General features: G+C 38.0%; 15 protein-coding genes. 6 read left to right on the top strand and 9 right to left on the bottom strand.

Translation table 11 applies throughout. The annotated features are described in order from the left end of the window. Positions 1–85: 85 nt before the first annotated feature. The 7 genes from BWI92_RS05485 to BWI92_RS05455 all read right to left on the bottom strand — a co-directional run bounded on the left by BWI92_RS05485 (position 86) and on the right by BWI92_RS05455 (position 13,182). The gene (locus tag BWI92_RS05485) at positions 86–1,879 is read right to left on the bottom strand and encodes a MutS-related protein (protein WP_095161108.1); all 1,794 of its coding nucleotides are present in this window, start codon (positions 1,877–1,879) and stop codon (positions 86–88) included. Positions 1,880–2,047: 168 nt separating this feature from the next. Continuing rightward, positions 2,048–5,251 carry a S41 family peptidase gene (locus BWI92_RS05480; protein WP_095161107.1) on the bottom strand — a complete coding sequence of 1,068 codons (3,204 nt, stop codon included), beginning with the start codon at positions 5,249–5,251 and terminating at the stop codon, positions 2,048–2,050. 231 nt (positions 5,252–5,482) lie between these two features. Beyond that, entirely contained in the window at positions 5,483–9,097 is a 3,615-nt protein-coding gene (locus tag BWI92_RS05475; protein ID WP_141234694.1) for a M4 family metallopeptidase, read from the bottom strand. A 66-nt stretch (positions 9,098–9,163) separates the two neighbouring features. After that, a complete protein-coding gene (locus tag BWI92_RS05470; RefSeq protein ID WP_095161180.1) occupies positions 9,164–9,916 on the bottom strand; it encodes a class I SAM-dependent methyltransferase in 753 nt (250 codons plus the stop codon). Positions 9,917–9,971: 55 nt separating this feature from the next. Beyond that, a complete protein-coding gene (locus tag BWI92_RS05465; protein WP_095161105.1) occupies positions 9,972–10,373 on the bottom strand; it encodes a hypothetical protein in 402 nt (133 codons plus the stop codon). Between the two features lie 97 nt (positions 10,374–10,470). Next, positions 10,471–11,655, bottom strand: a complete 1,185-nt coding sequence (locus BWI92_RS05460) for a M20 family metallopeptidase (protein WP_095161104.1) — start codon at positions 11,653–11,655, stop codon at positions 10,471–10,473. A gap of 75 nt (positions 11,656–11,730) precedes the next feature. After that, positions 11,731–13,182, bottom strand: a complete 1,452-nt coding sequence (locus BWI92_RS05455) for a M61 family metallopeptidase (protein WP_095161103.1) — start codon at positions 13,180–13,182, stop codon at positions 11,731–11,733. Between the two features lie 272 nt (positions 13,183–13,454). Between BWI92_RS05455 and rpmH the strand changes: the two genes are divergently transcribed. The 5 genes from rpmH to BWI92_RS05430 all read left to right on the top strand — a co-directional run bounded on the left by rpmH (position 13,455) and on the right by BWI92_RS05430 (position 17,317). After that, positions 13,455–13,610 carry a 50S ribosomal protein L34 gene (rpmH, locus tag BWI92_RS05450; protein ID WP_095161102.1) on the top strand — a complete coding sequence of 52 codons (156 nt, stop codon included), beginning with the start codon at positions 13,455–13,457 and terminating at the stop codon, positions 13,608–13,610. 72 nt (positions 13,611–13,682) lie between these two features. Beyond that, entirely contained in the window at positions 13,683–14,057 is a 375-nt protein-coding gene (gene rnpA, locus BWI92_RS05445; RefSeq protein ID WP_310588861.1) for a ribonuclease P protein component, read from the top strand. Positions 14,058–14,271: 214 nt separating this feature from the next. Beyond that, positions 14,272–15,936 (top strand): S41 family peptidase, encoded by a 1,665-nt coding sequence (locus BWI92_RS05440; protein WP_095161101.1) that lies wholly within the window; start codon positions 14,272–14,274, stop codon positions 15,934–15,936. Between the two features lie 138 nt (positions 15,937–16,074). After that, a complete protein-coding gene (gene tsaB / locus BWI92_RS05435; protein ID WP_095161100.1) occupies positions 16,075–16,770 on the top strand; it encodes a tRNA (adenosine(37)-N6)-threonylcarbamoyltransferase complex dimerization subunit type 1 TsaB in 696 nt (231 codons plus the stop codon). 34 nt (positions 16,771–16,804) lie between these two features. Next, a complete protein-coding gene (locus BWI92_RS05430) occupies positions 16,805–17,317 on the top strand; it encodes a DUF2480 family protein (RefSeq protein WP_095161179.1) in 513 nt (170 codons plus the stop codon). 86 nt (positions 17,318–17,403) lie between these two features. On the opposite strand, the gene BWI92_RS05425 is transcribed toward BWI92_RS05430, so the two are convergent. Beyond that, on the bottom strand, positions 17,404–17,919 hold the full coding sequence (locus tag BWI92_RS05425) for an HNH endonuclease (protein WP_095161099.1): 516 nt from the start codon (positions 17,917–17,919) through the stop codon (positions 17,404–17,406). On the opposite strand from BWI92_RS05425, the gene BWI92_RS27235 reads away from it, so the two are divergent. After that, positions 17,918–18,094 carry a hypothetical protein gene (locus BWI92_RS27235; protein WP_176464357.1) on the top strand — a complete coding sequence of 59 codons (177 nt, stop codon included), beginning with the start codon at positions 17,918–17,920 and terminating at the stop codon, positions 18,092–18,094. The genes BWI92_RS05425 and BWI92_RS27235 overlap by 2 nt on opposite strands. Positions 18,095–18,450: 356 nt before the next feature. Here the strand turns inward: BWI92_RS27235 and BWI92_RS05420 are convergent, their stop codons facing one another. Next, positions 18,451–18,669: a hypothetical protein gene (locus tag BWI92_RS05420; protein ID WP_095161098.1), complete on the bottom strand. Its 219-nt coding sequence runs from the start codon at positions 18,667–18,669 to the stop codon at positions 18,451–18,453. Positions 18,670–18,833 lie beyond the last annotated feature (164 nt).

The raw sequence follows: 18,833 nt of genomic DNA, 5'->3' as shown, positions 1-18,833 counted from the left end.
TATCAAAAAAACTATTTAACTTTTAGCTTACGGCGTATAGCTTAATACCTATTGCGGGTAAAATCAATTTAATTTTACCCTTTCCTTACATCTTTATTCCAATCTGAGCCATCAGCTGACTTGCGTTGAAACTTCTACAAATTCCTTGTTTGAGGGTGTAATCAAAAACTAATTTCCCTTCTCTTACTTCTGACGAAAAACTGAAGTTCTTGACAAATCCTTTTTCACTAAACTCATCCCCCAAATCAACATCATGGGTCGAAATAAAGCCTGAGGCTTGAGCTTGATGCATTTGAAGCATCAAGGCCTTTGCTCCATCATGACGGTCTTTGGAGTTAGTACCTTTTAAGATTTCGTCTAGGAAATAGAAAGTCGGTAAGCTTTGCTTTTCGTTAACCCAATCGATGAGTTGTTTTAAGCGTTTGAGTTCTGCATAGAATGAAGATGTATCTTCTTCCAAAGAATCTTGAGTACGCATACTAGTAAATACTTGCATCACTGAACACTCAAATTGTTGGGCACATACCACACTTCCAGCCAATGCCAAAATGGTATTGAGGGCTACTGTACGCTGAAAAGTACTTTTTCCAGACATATTCGAGCCAGTGATAATCACGCATTGTCCTAGCCCTTCTATCTGAATATCATTACAAACACGTTTCTCGGCCTTAATTAAAGGGTGTCCCAATTGTGTAGCATGGATGATAAAATCTTTATCAGAAATTTGGGGAATAATATGGGAAAGATTTGCAAAACTATGTCCAGCCAAACTATTCAGTGCTTCAAATTCGCTCACAATAGCAATCCAGTGTGCCAAATGATTTTGATGTTTGGCTCGCCAATTTTCCAAATGAATAAAATAACGTAAATCCCATAGTGTCAACATACCGACAGAGAGGGCAAAAATGGGATTTTGACGATTGCCAATTCTTTCTAATAAAACACTCAATTCTTGAATATGAGCCGTTGCTTGATTAACTTCTGCTTGTAGTTTCTGTAAATGAGGATGTTTAAATTCGGGTACTGCAATACTTTTACACAAATTCGCATAGGCTTTTAGGACATTAGCCACCGAAGAGGTTTTATCGAGATATAGCCCTAGCAATCCACTGACTTTTCTAAGAATAAAACCATGAATAATAAACACCGCCAAAATCCATTGTAATGGCAAAATATCTAAAATACAGACCAATACCACAGGAATACTGAGATAGGGTAAGTAGAGCAAATATCGTAAAGATTTTTGCTTTAAAACCTCAAACGGAGCTAGTTGAAGCCACTCTAAGATAGGAGTAATAGGCTGATGTACATCTTCGATTTGCCAAGCATCTACTTCCAAATTCTGTCGCCAATCAATCATGTCTTTCAACTCGGATGAGCTTTCTTGACGTGTTGAAATAGTTGCCTGATTAGCTGGGTTTTGTAGCCAAGTGGCCAATATCTCCGCACCTGTGTAGGTACGAGTGCGATTGAGTAATTTGAAAATGGAATGCTTTCCAAAGATATCTAAATCTGAAGCATAAAAATGCTGTGCTTGTGCATAACCCTCTCCTGTTTCTGTTCTTACAAATTGACCTTTCAAACGGAGCGCTTCGTCCTCATTAAGATTGGTTAAGAGTTGATAACGTAGTTTTTGTGCCTTAATAGCCAAATGCTTGTTGATCATCCAAAGAAATACCCCGAAACCAACAACCAAAATTCCTAAAAAAATCCAAGGAGATAATGCTTCGAATGCCCAATAAGACAGGCTTCCCCAAGCGATAAAGTAGATAGCACGGGCTACAGCCCATTGATTATATTGAGCTTGTGTTTGTGTTTGAAGTGACTCGAAATATTGCTGTCTTTTTTGAAAAAAGTCAATTTGTGAATTGGATGACATATTGAAAAATAAACTCTTTTAATCAGGATTCTTTGAAATTGTTTGTATTGTAATCAGAATGCAAGTTAAGCCATGAAAATAACAATGGGAAAAATAAAAAGGGAATGATATACAAAAGCTATCATTCCCTTTTTATTTCTGTAAAATCTTAATACCTCTAATCTCTCTTTATTTCAAAGATTTCAGAATCTCTTCAATCGCTTTATCTAATTGTGGATCTTTGTTTTCAAGACGATCAGTGAAGGTTTGAGGAATCGAAATATCTGGACTTACGCCTTCTTTTTCCAAATCTTTGCCATCTAAAGTATAACATCCCCAAGATGGTAAACGATAAAACGAGCCATCTACCAAACCTTTGCCCGAAGTAAAGATAATCCAACGATAGGTTTCTGTACCGATGATTTTACCAAGCTTCAATTGCTTGAAACCTTGCGCTGTCATTTCGGCATCACTCAAGGATTGTTCGTTGATTAATAACACAATTGGTTTGTCAGCTGGATTGAAGTTGGGCTGAATGGTAAACTGTCCTTCACGATATTTCCATTTCAAATACGCACGCTGAGATAAGAAATTCAAGACCAAATCATGGACATTTCCTCCTCTGTTGTTACGAATATCAAAAATCAAACCTTCACGGTTATAGGCCTCTGAGGTAACGTCAATCATAAACTTCTCAAACTCGCTACGTCCCATATCGCTCATGTGTACATAAGCGATACGCTTATTAGACTTGGTATCTACATACTCTTGGTTTTGGTCAATCCATTCGTCATATAGGCTACGAATCTGAGCATAACTACGCTGTGGATGTACTTTGGTCGTAAATGTTTTGCCACTACGCTCAAATGTCAAACTAATTTCGTCGTCCAACGATGGTTTTGAGAAATAGAAATCACGGTTGATATTGGTGTCAACGCTATCTGCATTTACCTTCACTAATTTATCTCCTGGGCGAATATCTTTATCTGCTTTATCCGAAATGGAGTTTTTGATTACGTATTTTACGACAAAAGGATTTTCGTTTTCAAATACAATTCCTACGTTTTGAGAAACAGCTTTATAGAAAGTGGCATCTTCGTCACCATCTGTTGAGAAACCTAAGTGCGAAGCGTTCAGTTCGCCTAGCATATCCATCAATAAAGTACGTAAGTCTGCTCTATTGTTGATAGCAGGTAAAAACTTTGCATATTTTTCTCGTGTTTTTACCCAATCTAAACCATTGAATTTTTCATCATAAAAATTCTCTTGTACACCCGCCCAAGCTTCATAGAACATTTGTTGGAATTCATTGGCTAAATTTTTACGGAAAGTAAAATTCAAGTCAATTTTTTCAAGCTTATTGCCATCGAGATTGAGTTTATAAATATTTCCTCCAACCAATGCAAAGTATTTGCCATCAGCCATGGCAACTTCATAATCGTACACACTAGCACCTTCTACTTTTTCTGTTTTATTTTTAGCAAAAGGAGCTATAGTTGTTTTGTATAATGCGCCATTTCCTCCTTCATGATTTGAAACAAAAAGTACCGATGTTTTATCGTCTTTCTGGAACACAACAGGGCTTTCGGCAGAACCGAAATCAGGGCTAATTTGCTCAAATCGCTGCATCAATCCTTCCATATTGATGACAATTGGCACTATTTTAGGTGCTGGGGCAGGTTCTGGTTTTTTCTCTGGTTCTTTTTTGCCTTTAGCCTTTGTGTCTTTAGGCTCTTCTTTTTTCTCGTCCTTTTTCTCTTCTTTCTTTTCTTCTTTAAATAAGTCATTAAACTTATCAGATTTGAAAGGGGTATCTATTTTACTCAAGGCAATTCGGTAGATACGTCCATTAGTCAAACCAAATGGATAGCTTGCTTTGGTACGGTCAGATTCGAAATAAATATACTTGCTGTCTGGCGACCAATACGGATTGGTTTCGGTAATACCTGTATTGGTTAAATTAATGAGCTTTTTATCGGCCAAATGATACAAGAAAATATCTTGTTCAAAATTGCGATATGCCGAAAACATGACATATTCACCATTAGGTGAAAAATAAGGTTTAGGATTGTAAAGTGCCCAAAGCTCTTCTTTTACGACTGTATTCGAGACAAGCGTTTTGAGATCTAATACACGAATTTCATTTTTGCCGCTGATATATACCGCCTGAGTTTTCTCCTTATTGAAGGTGATATTGCGGTTACTTTGCTCGTCCGAAGTAAGTTGTTTGGCCTTACCTTTACCATCTGCCGAAATAGTAAAAAGGTTGTAGTAACCTTTTTCAGTAGTTTGTGTAAAAAGTAAAGTCTTATTGTCAGAAAGCCATTTAACTTCTACCACACGTCCATGAGCGTCTGTTGGAATTTGAGCAATGTATTTCCCTTCAACATCTGAAACAAATAATGCCCCACGTGATGAATATGCCAATTTTTTACCATCTGTCGACACATCAAACCCAGCGATATTTCCACTTACTTTAAAGTCTTGCTCGTGTGGCAAAACGTAATTTCGCAGTGGATTAGGGTTAATTTTCTGAGAAGTCTTACTTGCAACATCATACACATACAATTGGTATTCTTTTTCAAAAACAACCTTTTGCCCGTTGGCGCTCACTTGCGGACGTTTGATTGCCTCGGGGAATTGCGTCAAAGCGACCTTTTGTCCATTCTGGAAAGTGTATAAATTGTATTGCCCATTGGCTTCGTCTGAGGCGAAATAGACATTACCACTGCGGTCGATGCTTGCCCAAAGGTCTTTACCGATGTAATTGGTATAGCGCTTGTAGGCTTTAGTTTTAGGGTTATAAGATTGAATATCTGGATTAAACGCCCCTTTATAGCCTTTACGAGTGCTTTGGTTATCGCTTTCCCAAGTATCATTGAAGAAAATCTCGCCCGTAGTTGGGTGTTCGGCTACGTTGTGGATACGATTGAAAAAGTGAGAAAATAAACGTACGGGCGTTCCTCCATTGATAGCAAGTTTATAGGCAGTTCCGTCATTTTGTGCCCCCGAACTCAAGTAAATACTTTTCGAATCCCATGACCAAGATTCTACATAATCTTGGGTATCATGGAATGTTAATTGACGAATGGCGCCGCCTTCGAGAGGCATCACATAGACATCTGGATTGCCGTATTGCGAGCCAGTAAAAGCCAACCATTTTCCATCAGGAGAGATTTTTGGACGACTTTCTGTACCTCGCATAGCTGTGAGGCGAGTTGAGACTTTGGTATTGAGGTCTGTTTTCCAAATATCTCCTTCAAAACAATACACAAGGGTTTGCGCATCAGGGCTGATTGAAGGGAAAGAAGCAAAATAGGTTTCAGTATTTTGCGCCACAATCGCCTGAGATACTAATCCCGCCGCAAGCGAGAATAAAGTAGTTTTTAACATAATTTCAGGTTTGCAAATAAGATGATGAAATGAGTTTAGCATGAAGGCACAGAGTGAACAGGCACAAAGTGGCAAGTGAATTATTAAAAAACTTTGTGCCTCTGTGCCTGATGCCTGTTCCCTTTTTTGTAAAACTAACCTAGTCTTGCTAAAAAACAAAAGGCGTTAGGATGAATGTATCCTAACGCCTTTGTATGGTAAGTCTATTGAGCAAAATAAAGTTTTTTGTGCTTACAATTTGACCACTTTTTGTCTTCCGTCTCCTTCCTTCGTTTTTACATCTAAAATATAATTACCTGCTGGAAGCGACTGAAGATTAATCAATTGCTCGTTTTGACGGCTACCTTCTATGGTTTGCAAAACATTTCCTTCGGTATTAATGACATGGATAGACTCAATTCTGTTTTGAGTACCAACTTGTACTTTTGTCATATCCTGTATTGGATTCGGAGAAACTATAACGCCTTTGCTATCCAGTGGTTCAAAACCTAAAACTTTGCCAATTGGAGCGTCCTGACGAGCATCCGACATAATACTTTTACAACCATCCGTCGTTACGACCTGAACTGTAAAACTAGCACCTGAGGTTACAGCAATAGAACGCAAGCCTATTTGATCGCTCAAAACTGTACCATTTCTGTACCATACATTTCCTGTGGTAGCACTTGAGGTATATTCCCAATAATCGCCATTAGCATCGGTCTTTTTCACAACCGAAATGGTAGGTTTTACAGGATTCACACAGAATGAGTCTATTTGAGAAACAGCATAATATTGTGTATTCCCATCCTGATATGCGCCATAGCGCACACGTCCTGCGGTTCCGTTTAACGTAATTCTATTACTAGAAATAGAAGCAGGCCCTCCCAAAACAGACGTGATTACGCTTAATCCCGAATTAGAACTTGCTGTAATAGTAAAGGCAGCGTCGCCCACCGTTTTATCTGAAACTTTAGTAATAGTTAAAGCCTGAGATTTCTTTTGAGGCAAAGTACGGGCTACGTTTGTGTACCAAACGGCAAAAGAGGATTCTTGTGTTAACGTCTTTTGCGTAGATGCAATACCTACACGTTTGTCGTTTTTGTCTAGTTGAATAATATCCGTATTCTCTTGTCCAGTTTTAGCATCTAGGGCATTAAAAATTACATAGTCATCACTTCTTGAAAACTCTGGATAACCAATGGTATTATTGATAGCAGTAATCTGTAAATCGGAAGGACGAGATAAGTTGACTCCCAAAACGGCGTAATCATCACCTTGACTATCCGAATAGAAATAATCAAAAGCCAACATATTGGTAGAGTTTTTAGAAAAAGCAGGACTACCAACATTTTCTCCTTCTACTAAATCGTTGATAAGTTTATTGACAACGCCAGTCCCGAAGGTATTCTTTTGATTACTCCAAACATTAATAAAACCTACATCCCAATATTCAATTTTGGTATTAGTTGCAGTTTTGTACTGGTTAAAGGCATCATAAACTAAGTTTTCGCCATCATAGTCCCATTCAAACGAATCGGCATAAAGTACTTGTCCTGTTTTTACACCCGAATAGGTTGGATTATACAATCTAAACTTACGCCCAGGAATAGAGCTTCCCGAAGCACTAAGGTCATAAACATAAATACTGGTGTCGACTTTGGTTGTGATAGCCGCCAAGCGCTTACCATCTTTCGAAACTGCCACATTGTCCCAACCCGCAGCCGAAATAAGTTCTTGTTTGATGGTTGAGCTTTGGTCATTAGGCGAAAATGTTTTTACGGTACTCAAGTCTATTCGATAGATACCATTATCTTGTTTTACAAAATAGGCATATTTGCCATCATCAGTAACGCTTGGTTTGTTTTTCAGGACAATATTTTTCGCAATCAAAACATAGGTACTCGTATTTACAACTGTATCTAACACATACAATGACTTGTCTTTAGGGTCATAACTTAAGATAAATGAAGAACCTTTTTTAGTCGGAACATCATTGGATGGCGCTGGAACAGGCGTTGTCGTTCCTGTGTTTGGTGTTGTATTTGGTGGGTTTGAGTCGGTAATACCTACGGCATCAAAAGCACTTTTAGCTGCATTTACCTCTGTACTATTTGTTCCATATAAATCTGTGGCAGACTGAATCACTGCACGACGCAAATCAAGGAATTTTGAACTACTAGTTAAGTATTTCGTCAAGGTACGGTAATATACGGCTTCTGCTTTTTCCTTAGAATTGATAGATGTTGCAAAGCGATAATAAGCATAATTGACAATTCCAGAGTTGATATGCACCCCATAATTATCTTCTGAACCTGTATAATATTGGTTCATGCTGGCAGGCTGAAAACCATCATCTCGCAAGCTCGCACCTCCCTGATTAGGGTTGGATAAATCTCTTAATGGCTTTGAGCCTTTGACTACATCTTCGCCCATAAACCAATCATCTCTGTCAATCATCGCTCCGAAAATATCTGCCATCGATTCATTAATCGCACCAGATTGTCCACGATATACTAAGTTGGCTGTATTTTCTACTACTCCGTGAGTCATTTCATGCCCAGCTACGTCAAGTCCGCCTGCTAAAGGTTTAAACATCGTTGCTCCTCTGCCATATCCCATAAATTCACCATTCCAAAAAGCATTGTCCATGGCTCTGCCATCTTCATCGGTCAGGTTGATTAGGGAAATAATACTACCTCCTTTACCATTTAAGGATTTTCTACCAAATGTTTTTTCGTAATAATCATACGCCAAACTAGCATTATAATGTGCCGAAACAGATTCAGTATTACCCCAAGTATTATTAGTAGAAGATACCTGACGTACAGTTACATCATTTACTGACGAACCTGCTGCATTGAGCGTCCAAATAACGCCTTGTGGGTTTTCGACATTGATCGTTCCGCCTTTATACATACTTTTTGAGGCATCAATCATGTAATAATTTGAGCCAACCAAATAGGTATTAATAGCACGCGTTTTACCATTCAAATCTATGGCATTGGCTTTTTGTGGCCCATCGAGCGTACAGGTATAGCTATATCTATCTAAAATTTCGCCCGAATTGGCATCTATCATATAAATCCATCTTTCCAAAAAGTTAGGACGAACCACTACTTCGTATGCCAAATGCTGGTCGTTTACTGATTCATTTTTATGATAAACAAAAAGCTTTGACTGAGGCTTTTCGTATTTAAGCATGGCTTTTTCGGCAAAACTCAAGGTACGCAATTTAGTTTGTTGCTGAACATCCTGAAGAGCTACAGAAGCAATTTGCTCTGTCCCCATACTAGGTTCGGTCGAAGCCAAACTAGGTGTCGGATAAAGCTTACCATTCATTACCTCCACGGCATCGTCTTTGGTATGCAACATGATTTGAGCACCATACACAGGAACGCCCCTATACATCTGTTGCACACGGATATGAGTTTGATTAAGATTGTCATTCTCAATCTGATTTACATCAAATTCCTCTTCTACATTCTTGAGATGTAAATATTTTTGAACAGCTGATAAATAGTTATAAGCTGCCGAGGCTTCAGAAGATCGTCCTGCTTTGGTTGTCGTATTAGAAGAAAGATTTTTAGGTTTACCCACGATAAACGATGGCATACCATTTTCATCTCTCGAAATACTTAGACCGTCTTTTTTCGCCATCAAATTTTCTCGAAAAATACTATTCGAATACTGAAAATTATAGCGAGAAAAAGAAGAAGGTTCTGCACTTTTCGAAAAATCAACCATGGGCAAATTAGGACTAGTACCTTGCCCAGATTTAGATTTTTGCTTGAAAGTTTTTTGCGCTTGTGCCACAGACACACATCCGAGCAAGGCAATGAAGAGTAATGTTTTTTCATGAGACAAAAGAATTAACAGACTAACAGGCGGTATTTGTTGAAACACAGACAAACATATAAACGCTATTACTTTTTATCGCTCAATTTTGCCTGCTTTCAAAAATATTGGAAAGCTCACTTGGAACGTCAAATCTTCAGCGTATTTCTCTCTGCATTGCTGTACAAATTCCGTAACAGGATTATTTCCATTTTGCTGAATATATTTTTGGACGCTCGACCATGTATTTAGATACCCTTCCAACTGGTTAAAATTCCAAAAATATTGCATCGAAAACTCAGGCGTTGGAATAGAATCAAATGGAAAAGGAATTGTTGTGTATTTTTGGTCGATATGACCACGTTCACCATCCCAGTATGAGCCAATTTGTTCTTGATAAAAGTGTTGAAAATCTTGATTCAAACTTGGATATTCTTCTATCAACAAGGTGCCATATCCCCAAAAAGCTAATAGGGCATTCGGCTTTGCAATTCGTTTGATTTCTTGGTAAAAGGCATCAAAATTAAACCAGTGAATAGCTTGTCCTACCGTGATTAAATCAAATATAGCATCTGCAAAAGGTGTTTTTTCTGCCTGTGAAATTTGATAATGAATATTGCTAGCCTGAAAAGCATTATCTAACTGCTTTTGACTAATATCTGTAGCTTCGACTTGTTGAAACTTTTGGGCTAAAACTCTTGCTACTTGACCATTACCTGTGGCACAATCCCAAGCATTTCCAAACTTATCCACATATTGAAAGATAAAATCATAAAGTTCCTGTGGATAAGTCGGGCGAAACTGGGCATATAAATTGGCTTGCGTCGAGAATCTGTCTTTAGGAAGCATAAACAAAAAGCAATTGAGATTGTGAAACGGATATATCTATTTTCAAGCTTGATTTCTATTTTTTGATTTTCTCTAAAATAGACTGATAAACCATTTTGATAGAATCATTGACACTCTTAGGGTTAGTCCATTGGGTTTTGTAAGAAAATTTTTTACCCTCCGAAAAAACAAGATAATGATTCATATTACCCGCCTCATTCTGTGACAAACTATCCAGATGAAGCCCTTGTACAGCCTTGAATATTTTTTTGGTTTGAGCTTTTGTCAGCTTCTGAATAAGCTTTACCGAGTCGCTTTTATTGGTTCGATAAAGAATTTCTCCTGAAGACTTAAGTGTATATGATTGCCATAAATTAGCAAATCCACCACCCGAACCAACGATGATTTCTTGTTCTTTGGGAATACTTTTGCAGGCAAATACGCCAAAAATGAAGCTAAAGAGTATGAGTTTTTTCATAGAATCCATGTTTAGGTATCGGGTATCTAAAAAAATATCGGGTAAAGTTATGCACTCTACCCGATATTCATATAGTTCTGTTTCAGAAAATTAAAGCTTACAAAGTCTGTAACTCTTGAATGGTCAGCCAACTCATCAAACCTGCTCCAATTTCTAAAGCATTTTCATCAATATCAAAGGTTGGAGTATGTACTCCCGAAATAATGCCTCTTTCCTCATTGCGAGTTCCTAAACGATAAAAACAAGCATCTACATGATGTGTATAGAAAGCAAAATCTTCAGCAGCCAACCAAATATCCAAATCAATCACATTTTCCTGACCCATATAATCAATCGCGGCACCTTTCATACGACGCGTTAATTCTGGTTCATTTTGCAAGAAAGGATACCCTTTTTGGATAAATACCTCACATGTTCCACCCATAGCTTCGGCAGTTAGCTCGGCAATTTTTCTGATTTTTTCCAAACCTTCGGCACGCCATTGCTCGTCCATCGCTCTGAAAGTACCTTCGATATATACCTCATTTGGAATAACGTTGGTTGCTCCATTGGCAATTACCTTTCCAAAAGTCAAAACCGAAGGATAGCGAGGATTACGGTTACGAGAAATGATTTGTTGCATCGACACAATGATATGAGAAGCAATCAAAACAGGGTCGATACAGTTTTCGGGCATAGCACCATGTCCACCTTTTCCTTTTACAGTTAAGTATAACTCATCTGCCGAAGCCATGTACATTCCTTCACGAAAACCGATTTTCCCTACAGGAATATTAGGTGCAACGTGCTGTCCCAACATTTTGTGAGGCGCAGGATTTTGTAATGCACCTTGCTCAATCATAATGCTGGCACCACCTGGGGCTTTTTCTTCGGCAGGTTGGAATACCAATTTTACGGTTCCTTCAAAATCATTTTTGAGTTGACTCAAAATTCGTGAAGTTCCCAACAACGACGCTGTGTGCACATCATGCCCACACGCGTGCATTACACCAGGGTTTTGTGATTTATAAGGTACGTCATTGGCTTCAACAATCGGTAAAGCATCCATATCCGCACGCAAAGCCACTACTTTTGTACTAGGATTGCGCCCTTCGATAGTTGCCACCAAGCCCGTGTTAGCAATTTCGGTAGGAGTAATCCCCATCGATTTGAGTTGCTCGGCAACGTATTTTTGTGTATTAAATTCTTGGAACGAAAGCTCAGGGTTTGTGTGCAAATAACGACGATTGGCCACAAACTCACCCGCCATGGATGCAGCTAATTGTTTAATTTTATCTTTCATTTTTCTAAATATTTCGAGTAGCAATAGGTCACTTATAGACCAATTTGGACGACAAAGTTACATCACAACTAGTCTTTAGCCCAACCAATTACGTAAATTCTCATTCTCATGATCTACTTGACCGATAGTTAAGCGAAGGTTTTCGTCAAAACTAGCTTCAATTCCGTACCACGCCAAGCGTGCTTTTACTTGTTCTTGTAAAGGAATACTTCCTGAAATGCATTCGACAAAATAGGTTTCCAAACTACCTCCAAATACTTCCTCTGCTAGTTTTTTATAATCATTCAATGAATAACCCAAACCTGACTCTCCGAAATTTTCCCACATCAATCGCATGACATCATGTATAGATTTTTCATGTTGCGTTGCTTCACGAATCAATCCATCCAATAAAAAGGCAACAACAGCTCCTTTGTTATAAATTGATACACGACGATTAGGAATAGAAGGCACATAACCATCAAGCCACAAGTCAAAAGAAGCCTCTACTAACGACATAGGTGATAGTCCATCTTCTTCAAAATGGCGGCGAATAGTAGTTGTAAATTCCTTTAGATAGGCATCAAGACTAAATACACCTGACTGTTTTAAGAAAACATCCCCTAAATACGTCGTAACACCTTCTGCCACAAAGCCAGTTGGAAAATAATTTTCTTTAGTAAAATCATAAGGCATCATTTCCACTGGACGAATCTTACAAATATTCCAAGCGTGGTACAGTTCATGAGAACTTACGCCCAATAAATCGGTGTAAAGACCATCACCCTCTGTATCTGGACCTAATACAATCATGGTTGAGTTACGATGCTCAACACCATGATAGAAAGCCACAGGTAATATCCAGTTGATAAAATGGTAGTCTTTTTCAGGGAAATCTCCCATTATGTCAATTTGTTTTTCAGAAAAACTGGCAAAGTCTGAAAGGATTTTCTCCCAGTTTGGTTGATAATTTCCCAAAAACCAAACATAAAATTGAATACCCGCAGCCTTATACGTTTGGCACTGTAAATATGGACTAGCCAATACTGGCGAATCTACCAACTGATAATAATCTTGTGCCACTAAAGTCTTTCCTTCTATTGGCATCCCACAAGCGATTTTATACTCATCAGCTACTCCAAGTTCAACCGTACAAGGCTCATGCATGCGCCCACTTACATAAGGCAGACAGTTTACGAAGTTGACATACATAGTATTTTCGTCTACATACGAGCTACCCGCATTAGCAAAAACGCCTTTAGGATGTTGAATGTAAGCGTAATAACGAAGTCTAATAGTTAATTTTGAGATATTTTTGGTATAGACTTTCCAGCGGTCTTTGTTTACTTTATGAAACTCCACGGGGTTTTGCTGTTCGTCAAAAATTTCGAACGTTTGAATATTTTTAGCAAAATTCTGTAGCTCATAACGTCCCGGACGCCAAGCAGGTAATTGAATTTTTATACGGTCAGATGTAATATTCTCCACCTCCAATTCTACAGTTAAGAAATGATTTTGTGGATTTTCTGCATAAATTTTGTATCTCATATTTTATTGATATAGCTAAAGCCGCAAGGTACTATTATTCACAAAGAATCCAAAGTAACTCATAATCAACCTCCAAGCATTTAGAATCTTTTGTAAAAGTAGTTTGCAATTAAAAAATAATTGAGTACCTTTGCAGTCCTAATTTCGGGGCAAAAGATTTTTGTATTTTGAAAATTTTCACTGATACTTCAGACATCCTTTGATAATTTTTCAAAATATCTCTGAAAATCAGTCAGTTCATATTGTAAAAGGCATTTCAATTTTCAATAGCAATGAAAAGAACGTTTCAACCATCGGTAAGAAAGAGAAAAAACAAGCACGGATTCCGTGAAAGAATGTCAACTGCAAATGGTCGCCGTGTATTGGCAGCTCGCCGTGCAAGAGGAAGACACAAATTGACAGTTTCAGACGAGAAGAGAGGTAAATAATACAAAGTTTCTGCGTTTCGTGTTTCAAGTATCGTGTGAACAGTTGCTCAACGCGATTCCAGAGACACTTACATGAGACTTTGCATGAAAGCAACTTTAAAGAAATCTGAACGACTTTCCAGTAAGAAGGTAATTGGTTCCCTCTTTGATAAGGGTAGTGAAAACACCAAATCGGTTTTTCTCTACCCTTTTCGTGTTTCTTATTTTCTACAAGAATTATCTAACGAAAATACAGAACCTACACATCCTCAGATGCTTATCTCTGTATCTAAGCGCTACTTTAAACATGCTGTTGACCGTAACTTAGTCAAACGTCGCACCAGAGAGGCATATCGTCTCAACAAATCTATCCTGCTTCAAAAAAAGACAGCCCTCTACCAGCATCCATCGCTTTTGTGTATATTGGTAAAAAAATCGAAGACTTCGCTAAAATCGAAAAGTCGATGAAGAGTATTTTGCATAAAATGTAATTTTACCCGCAATATGCTTTAAGCAATATGTCGTAAGCTAAAAGCTGTACTTACCTAATGCCTAAGCTTACAGCCTAGCGCATAATTATCCAGTTTTGCCGAGTTACTTAAGTTTTTTGTTATACAAAATAACACAATCGCTTTAGCTTCGTTATATTCTTATTGGTGTAGAAAGCTGAATTAATCCTATTATGAAATTAAAACGACCTTACCGAGCCCTTTTGGCGACTTCTGCTCTTGTTGGAAGTTTATCTCTCGCTTCATTTACCGACCAAGGAGAGCGTTTTTTTGAAATTGCCAAAAACCTTGATATTTATGCTACGCTTTTCAAGGAGCTCAATCGCTATTACGTCGACGAAATAAATCCAAATCGTACTATCAAAATGTCTATCGACGCTATGTTGAAGTCATTTGACCCATATACCGTGTTCTATGCCGAAGACGATATTGAGGATTACATGACCATGACCACTGGTAAGTACAACGGCATTGGTATTGTAACGGGCAATCGTTCGGGGCGTATTACTATAATGGCTATCGACGAAGGAACACCAGCTGAAAAATCTGGCTTGCGTATTGGTGACGAAATTGTAAAAGTAGACGGCATCGAACTTAGTAAAAAAGGTATCGACCCCGGCAAACTTATCAAAGGTCAAACAGGTACTGTAGTAAAACTTACCGTAAAACGTTATGGTAGCAATAAACTTGAAGATATTAGCGTAACGCGTGATGTCGTGAAAATGAAAAATGTCACTTACTACGGCATGATCAACGACGAAGTGGGCTATATCGACCTGAAGGACTTTAATACCACCGCAGCCAAAGAAGTTCGTCAGGCATTTGCTGAATTGAAGGAAAAAGGCATGAAAAAACTTATCCTTGACCTGAGAGAAAACCCTGGTGGTCTCTTGAATATGGCGGTAGATATTTGTAATATTTTCTTACCAAAAGATTCTGAAATTGTTTCAACCAAAGGAAAAGTTGAAGAATGGAATAAAACCTATTCGGGGGTAAAAGCGGCTGTAGATGTAGATATGCCGATTTCGGTATTGACTAACTCGCGAAGTGCTTCGGCTGCTGAAATTGTCGCTGGTGTAATTCAGGACTACGACCGTGGAGTTTTGGTTGGACAAAGAAGTTATGGAAAAGGCTTGGTTCAAATCACACGTGATTTACCTTACAATACCAAACTCAAAGTAACTACTGCCAAATACTATATCCCAAGTGGTCGTTGTATTCAGGCGATTGACTATAGCCACCGCAACCCAGATGGTAGTGTAGGAAAAGTACCAGATTCGCTTATGACAGCTTTCAAAACTGTCCGTAGTGGTCGTACCGTTTATGATGGTGGAGGAATTTTACCTGATATTGAAGTTGAAAAGCCAATTCCTGCGGTAGTAACTCAATCTTTATCGGGTCGTTTGATTTTGTTTGATTATGCCATCAAATACCATTTCGAGCATCCGAGCATTAAGCCTGCCAAGGAGTTTTCTTTGAGTGATGCCGAATATCAAGACTTTGTTAAATGGGCAGCCACGCAAACTTTTGACTATACCACTCAGGCTGAAAAAGACTTGAATGAACTTGAAGCTTCTGCTAAAAAGGAAAGATATTACGACGCTGTAGCAGAGCAATTGAAAGCTTTGCGCACAAAACTTTCACACAACAAAGAAGCTGATATGATGAAGTTTAAGGACGAAATCAAAACAGCTTTGGAGCAAGAAATTGTGGTACATTATTATTTACAAAAAGGTACTCGTGAGCAATCATTTGCCAAAGACCCAGAAATACAAGCTGCACTCAAGTTATTTGGCGATATGAACCGCTATAACAATATCTTGAAAGGAAAGAAATAGTATTCTGGCTATAAATATTTCGTAAATTTGTGTGCTTGGGGAGCAATTCTCAAGCACATTTTTGTTTAGATAGAGTGAGATATTGATTTTAACCCACTCACCAATAAAAACATTCGCAAAGCGAAATCTCAAATCATTATGTCTCTGATAGTTAGTATCGATACTTCGACCAAAGTTTGTTCTGTAGCATTACACAAAGAAGGCAAACTATTAGGTCTTTCTGAATTATTTACTGAAAAATCGCATTCAGGTATGTTGACTACATTGGTTGAAAATGTAGTTAAACAAGCTGGCTATGAGCTTCCACAACTCGATGCCATTGCTGTTGCCAAAGGACCAGGTTCTTATACAGGCTTGCGCATTGGCGTATCTACGGCAAAAGGGCTTTCATTTGCTTTGGACAAGCCTTTATTATCCGTAAATACCCTCGAAGCCATGGCAGCACAACTCAAAGATATGTACAGTGCCGACACGCTACTTTGCCCGATGATTGATGCACGTCGTATGGAGGTTTACTGTGGTGTTTGGAATGCTGCTATGGAAAATATCAGTGAAATTGAAGCCAAAATTATTGACGAAACAGCTTTTATCACATTGTTAGAAAAACAGCCTATTGTATTTTTTGGAGATGGTGCTGCCAAGTGCAAAAGCCAAATTGCTCATCCTAATGCCCATTTCCCAAATACAGAGTTATATCCGTCAGCTCGCACAGTAGGTGTATTAGCTCACAAGGCTTTTCAAGAACAGGCATTTGAAAATGTAGTAAGCTTTGAGCCTTTCTATTTAAAAGATTTTGTTGGAACAACTCCCAAAGCTGCCCAAAACAAAGCCTAACGTTTGTTGAGCATCAATCTTAAGTTTAATGATTATGGAACTAGACGACCCAATTATCAATAAAGTAGCCAGCAGTGGATTGGTTACGCTCGACCTTGAAGATTATTATCACCAAGGCGAAAGAGTCATTTATGATCTGAAAGATAACCTATTCATGGGAATGATTTTGAAAGAAAAAGATTTCCGTGAGTTTCTCAAAAATCATGATTGGTCTATTTATGAAGGCAAAAATGTAGCTGTTATTTGTTCAGAAGACGCGATTATTCCGACATGGGCATATATGCTTTTGGCACTTAAATTAAGTCCGTTTGCCAATGCGGTAGTATATGGAAATTTGGAACAATTAGAAGATAAGTTGTATTTTGACGCTATTGCTAAAATCAATCCATTGGATTATGCAGATGCTAGAGTAGTGGTAAAAGGCTGCTCAAAAGTACCTGTTCCTACGTCAGCGTATGTAGAAATCACTCAAAAACTCATGCCTCACGCCAAGAGCTTAATGTTTGGCGAGCCATGTAGTACAGTGCCTCTTTACAAGAAAAAATAAATGTGATTTGAAAATGTGATGATTTGAAGATTTGAAAATACAACCATTTCCAAATCTTCAAATCATCACATTTTCAAATTCCGAAATTAAAATATCGCTTTTTCTCTTTTTCCCAAAAACGGAATCCAACTTGATTCTAGACTACCACCTAAGTCACGCAGAAACATAATAAACGAAGGTTTGAAAGGCTTGCTTCTGAGTGGCATATTTGCCTCCTCTGGTGTTAAATCTCCTTTTTTTGAATTACATCTTCGACAGGCTGTCGTGAGGTTATCCCATGTAGTACGTCCACCACGTGATTTTGGCATGACGTGGTCGAGGGTAAGGTCATCTTTGGAGCCACAATATTGACATACGTTGTGGTCACGACGGAAGATATTTTGACGAGACAATATGACACCCTTATAAGGCATATAGATATACTTGTGAAGGCGAATAACCGAAGGCATAGGAAAAGCCTGAGAAATACTATGTAATTGCTCGTTTTCGGATTCGGCCACCAAATCGGCCTTATTTAGGTACACTAACAAAAATGCTTTGGGAATAGAACAAACGGCTAATGCTGTGTAATCTTGATTCAATACTAAGACTTTCCGACCCATGACTAATTCAATTTTTAGTGAACAATATGGTCATCAGCCGAAGGTATTTTGTCAGTTACCTCTACTAATGACCTCTACGCTTGAGATGTTGGAATATATGGTTGTTATGAAACATGCTTATTTTAGTAAAATTCAATTGCACAAGGCTAACAGAACGATGGAAACAAAATGGTAATAGCTATTCAAAAATGGTAGTTTTATGAAACCATTGAGTTTTCCACCTACTCGCAAATTAATGATAAATCTCAATAATACAACTCGTATATTCAAAAAATAGTTTTACCGTAATTATTTGCTAATGAATTGATTATATAGGTAATACAAGTAGGTTAGTGGGCAAAATAAAAATTAAGTTATGTATTTAGGCACTAGGCACAAGGCAAAGAGTGTTAAAATGTTATTTAATACCCACAGCCATGCTTTTTCCAAAGTCCACCACCGAAAGTCCATAGCTTCAAATAAAAAGGTCTGTACCGAAGATATCATTCTTGGATACAGACCTTTTTATTATGTCATAAGATTGTATAGAAACTACGTTAGCCTCAGAGGTATCCTCCTTTTCAAACGATTAAAGCATTTAGTGATTAACTTTTCATACATCTTGCCATATCTTTCAAAACACCATTCATGCAAGAACTTAATTTCATCGATGGCTAAGTTTTTAATTGCCTTTCTTAGCTCTTTTTCAAATAACTTTGCATCAAAACTTACTTTCTCAAGTATCATTTTGACATAGTCTAAAGCTGTCATAGTTTAAATTAGATTTGATAATCTTGGTTTTTAAGTTATTAGGTTAAACGGTAATTTAAGTTTGAATAGTGTCTTCTTGAGGTAAAAGTCGTAAATTGCTCAACAATTAGCACTTCAGACACATAGGCATTTCTTCATCCCAAACTCAAAGTTTTCATTTTAGT

It is taken from the genome of Flectobacillus sp. BAB-3569, from assembly GCF_002270355.1.
Lineage (GTDB): Bacteria > Bacteroidota > Bacteroidia > Cytophagales > Spirosomataceae > Flectobacillus > Flectobacillus roseus.
The sequence above is the reverse complement of the archived record's forward strand: the minus strand, read 5'-3'. Positions and strand labels throughout refer to the sequence as shown.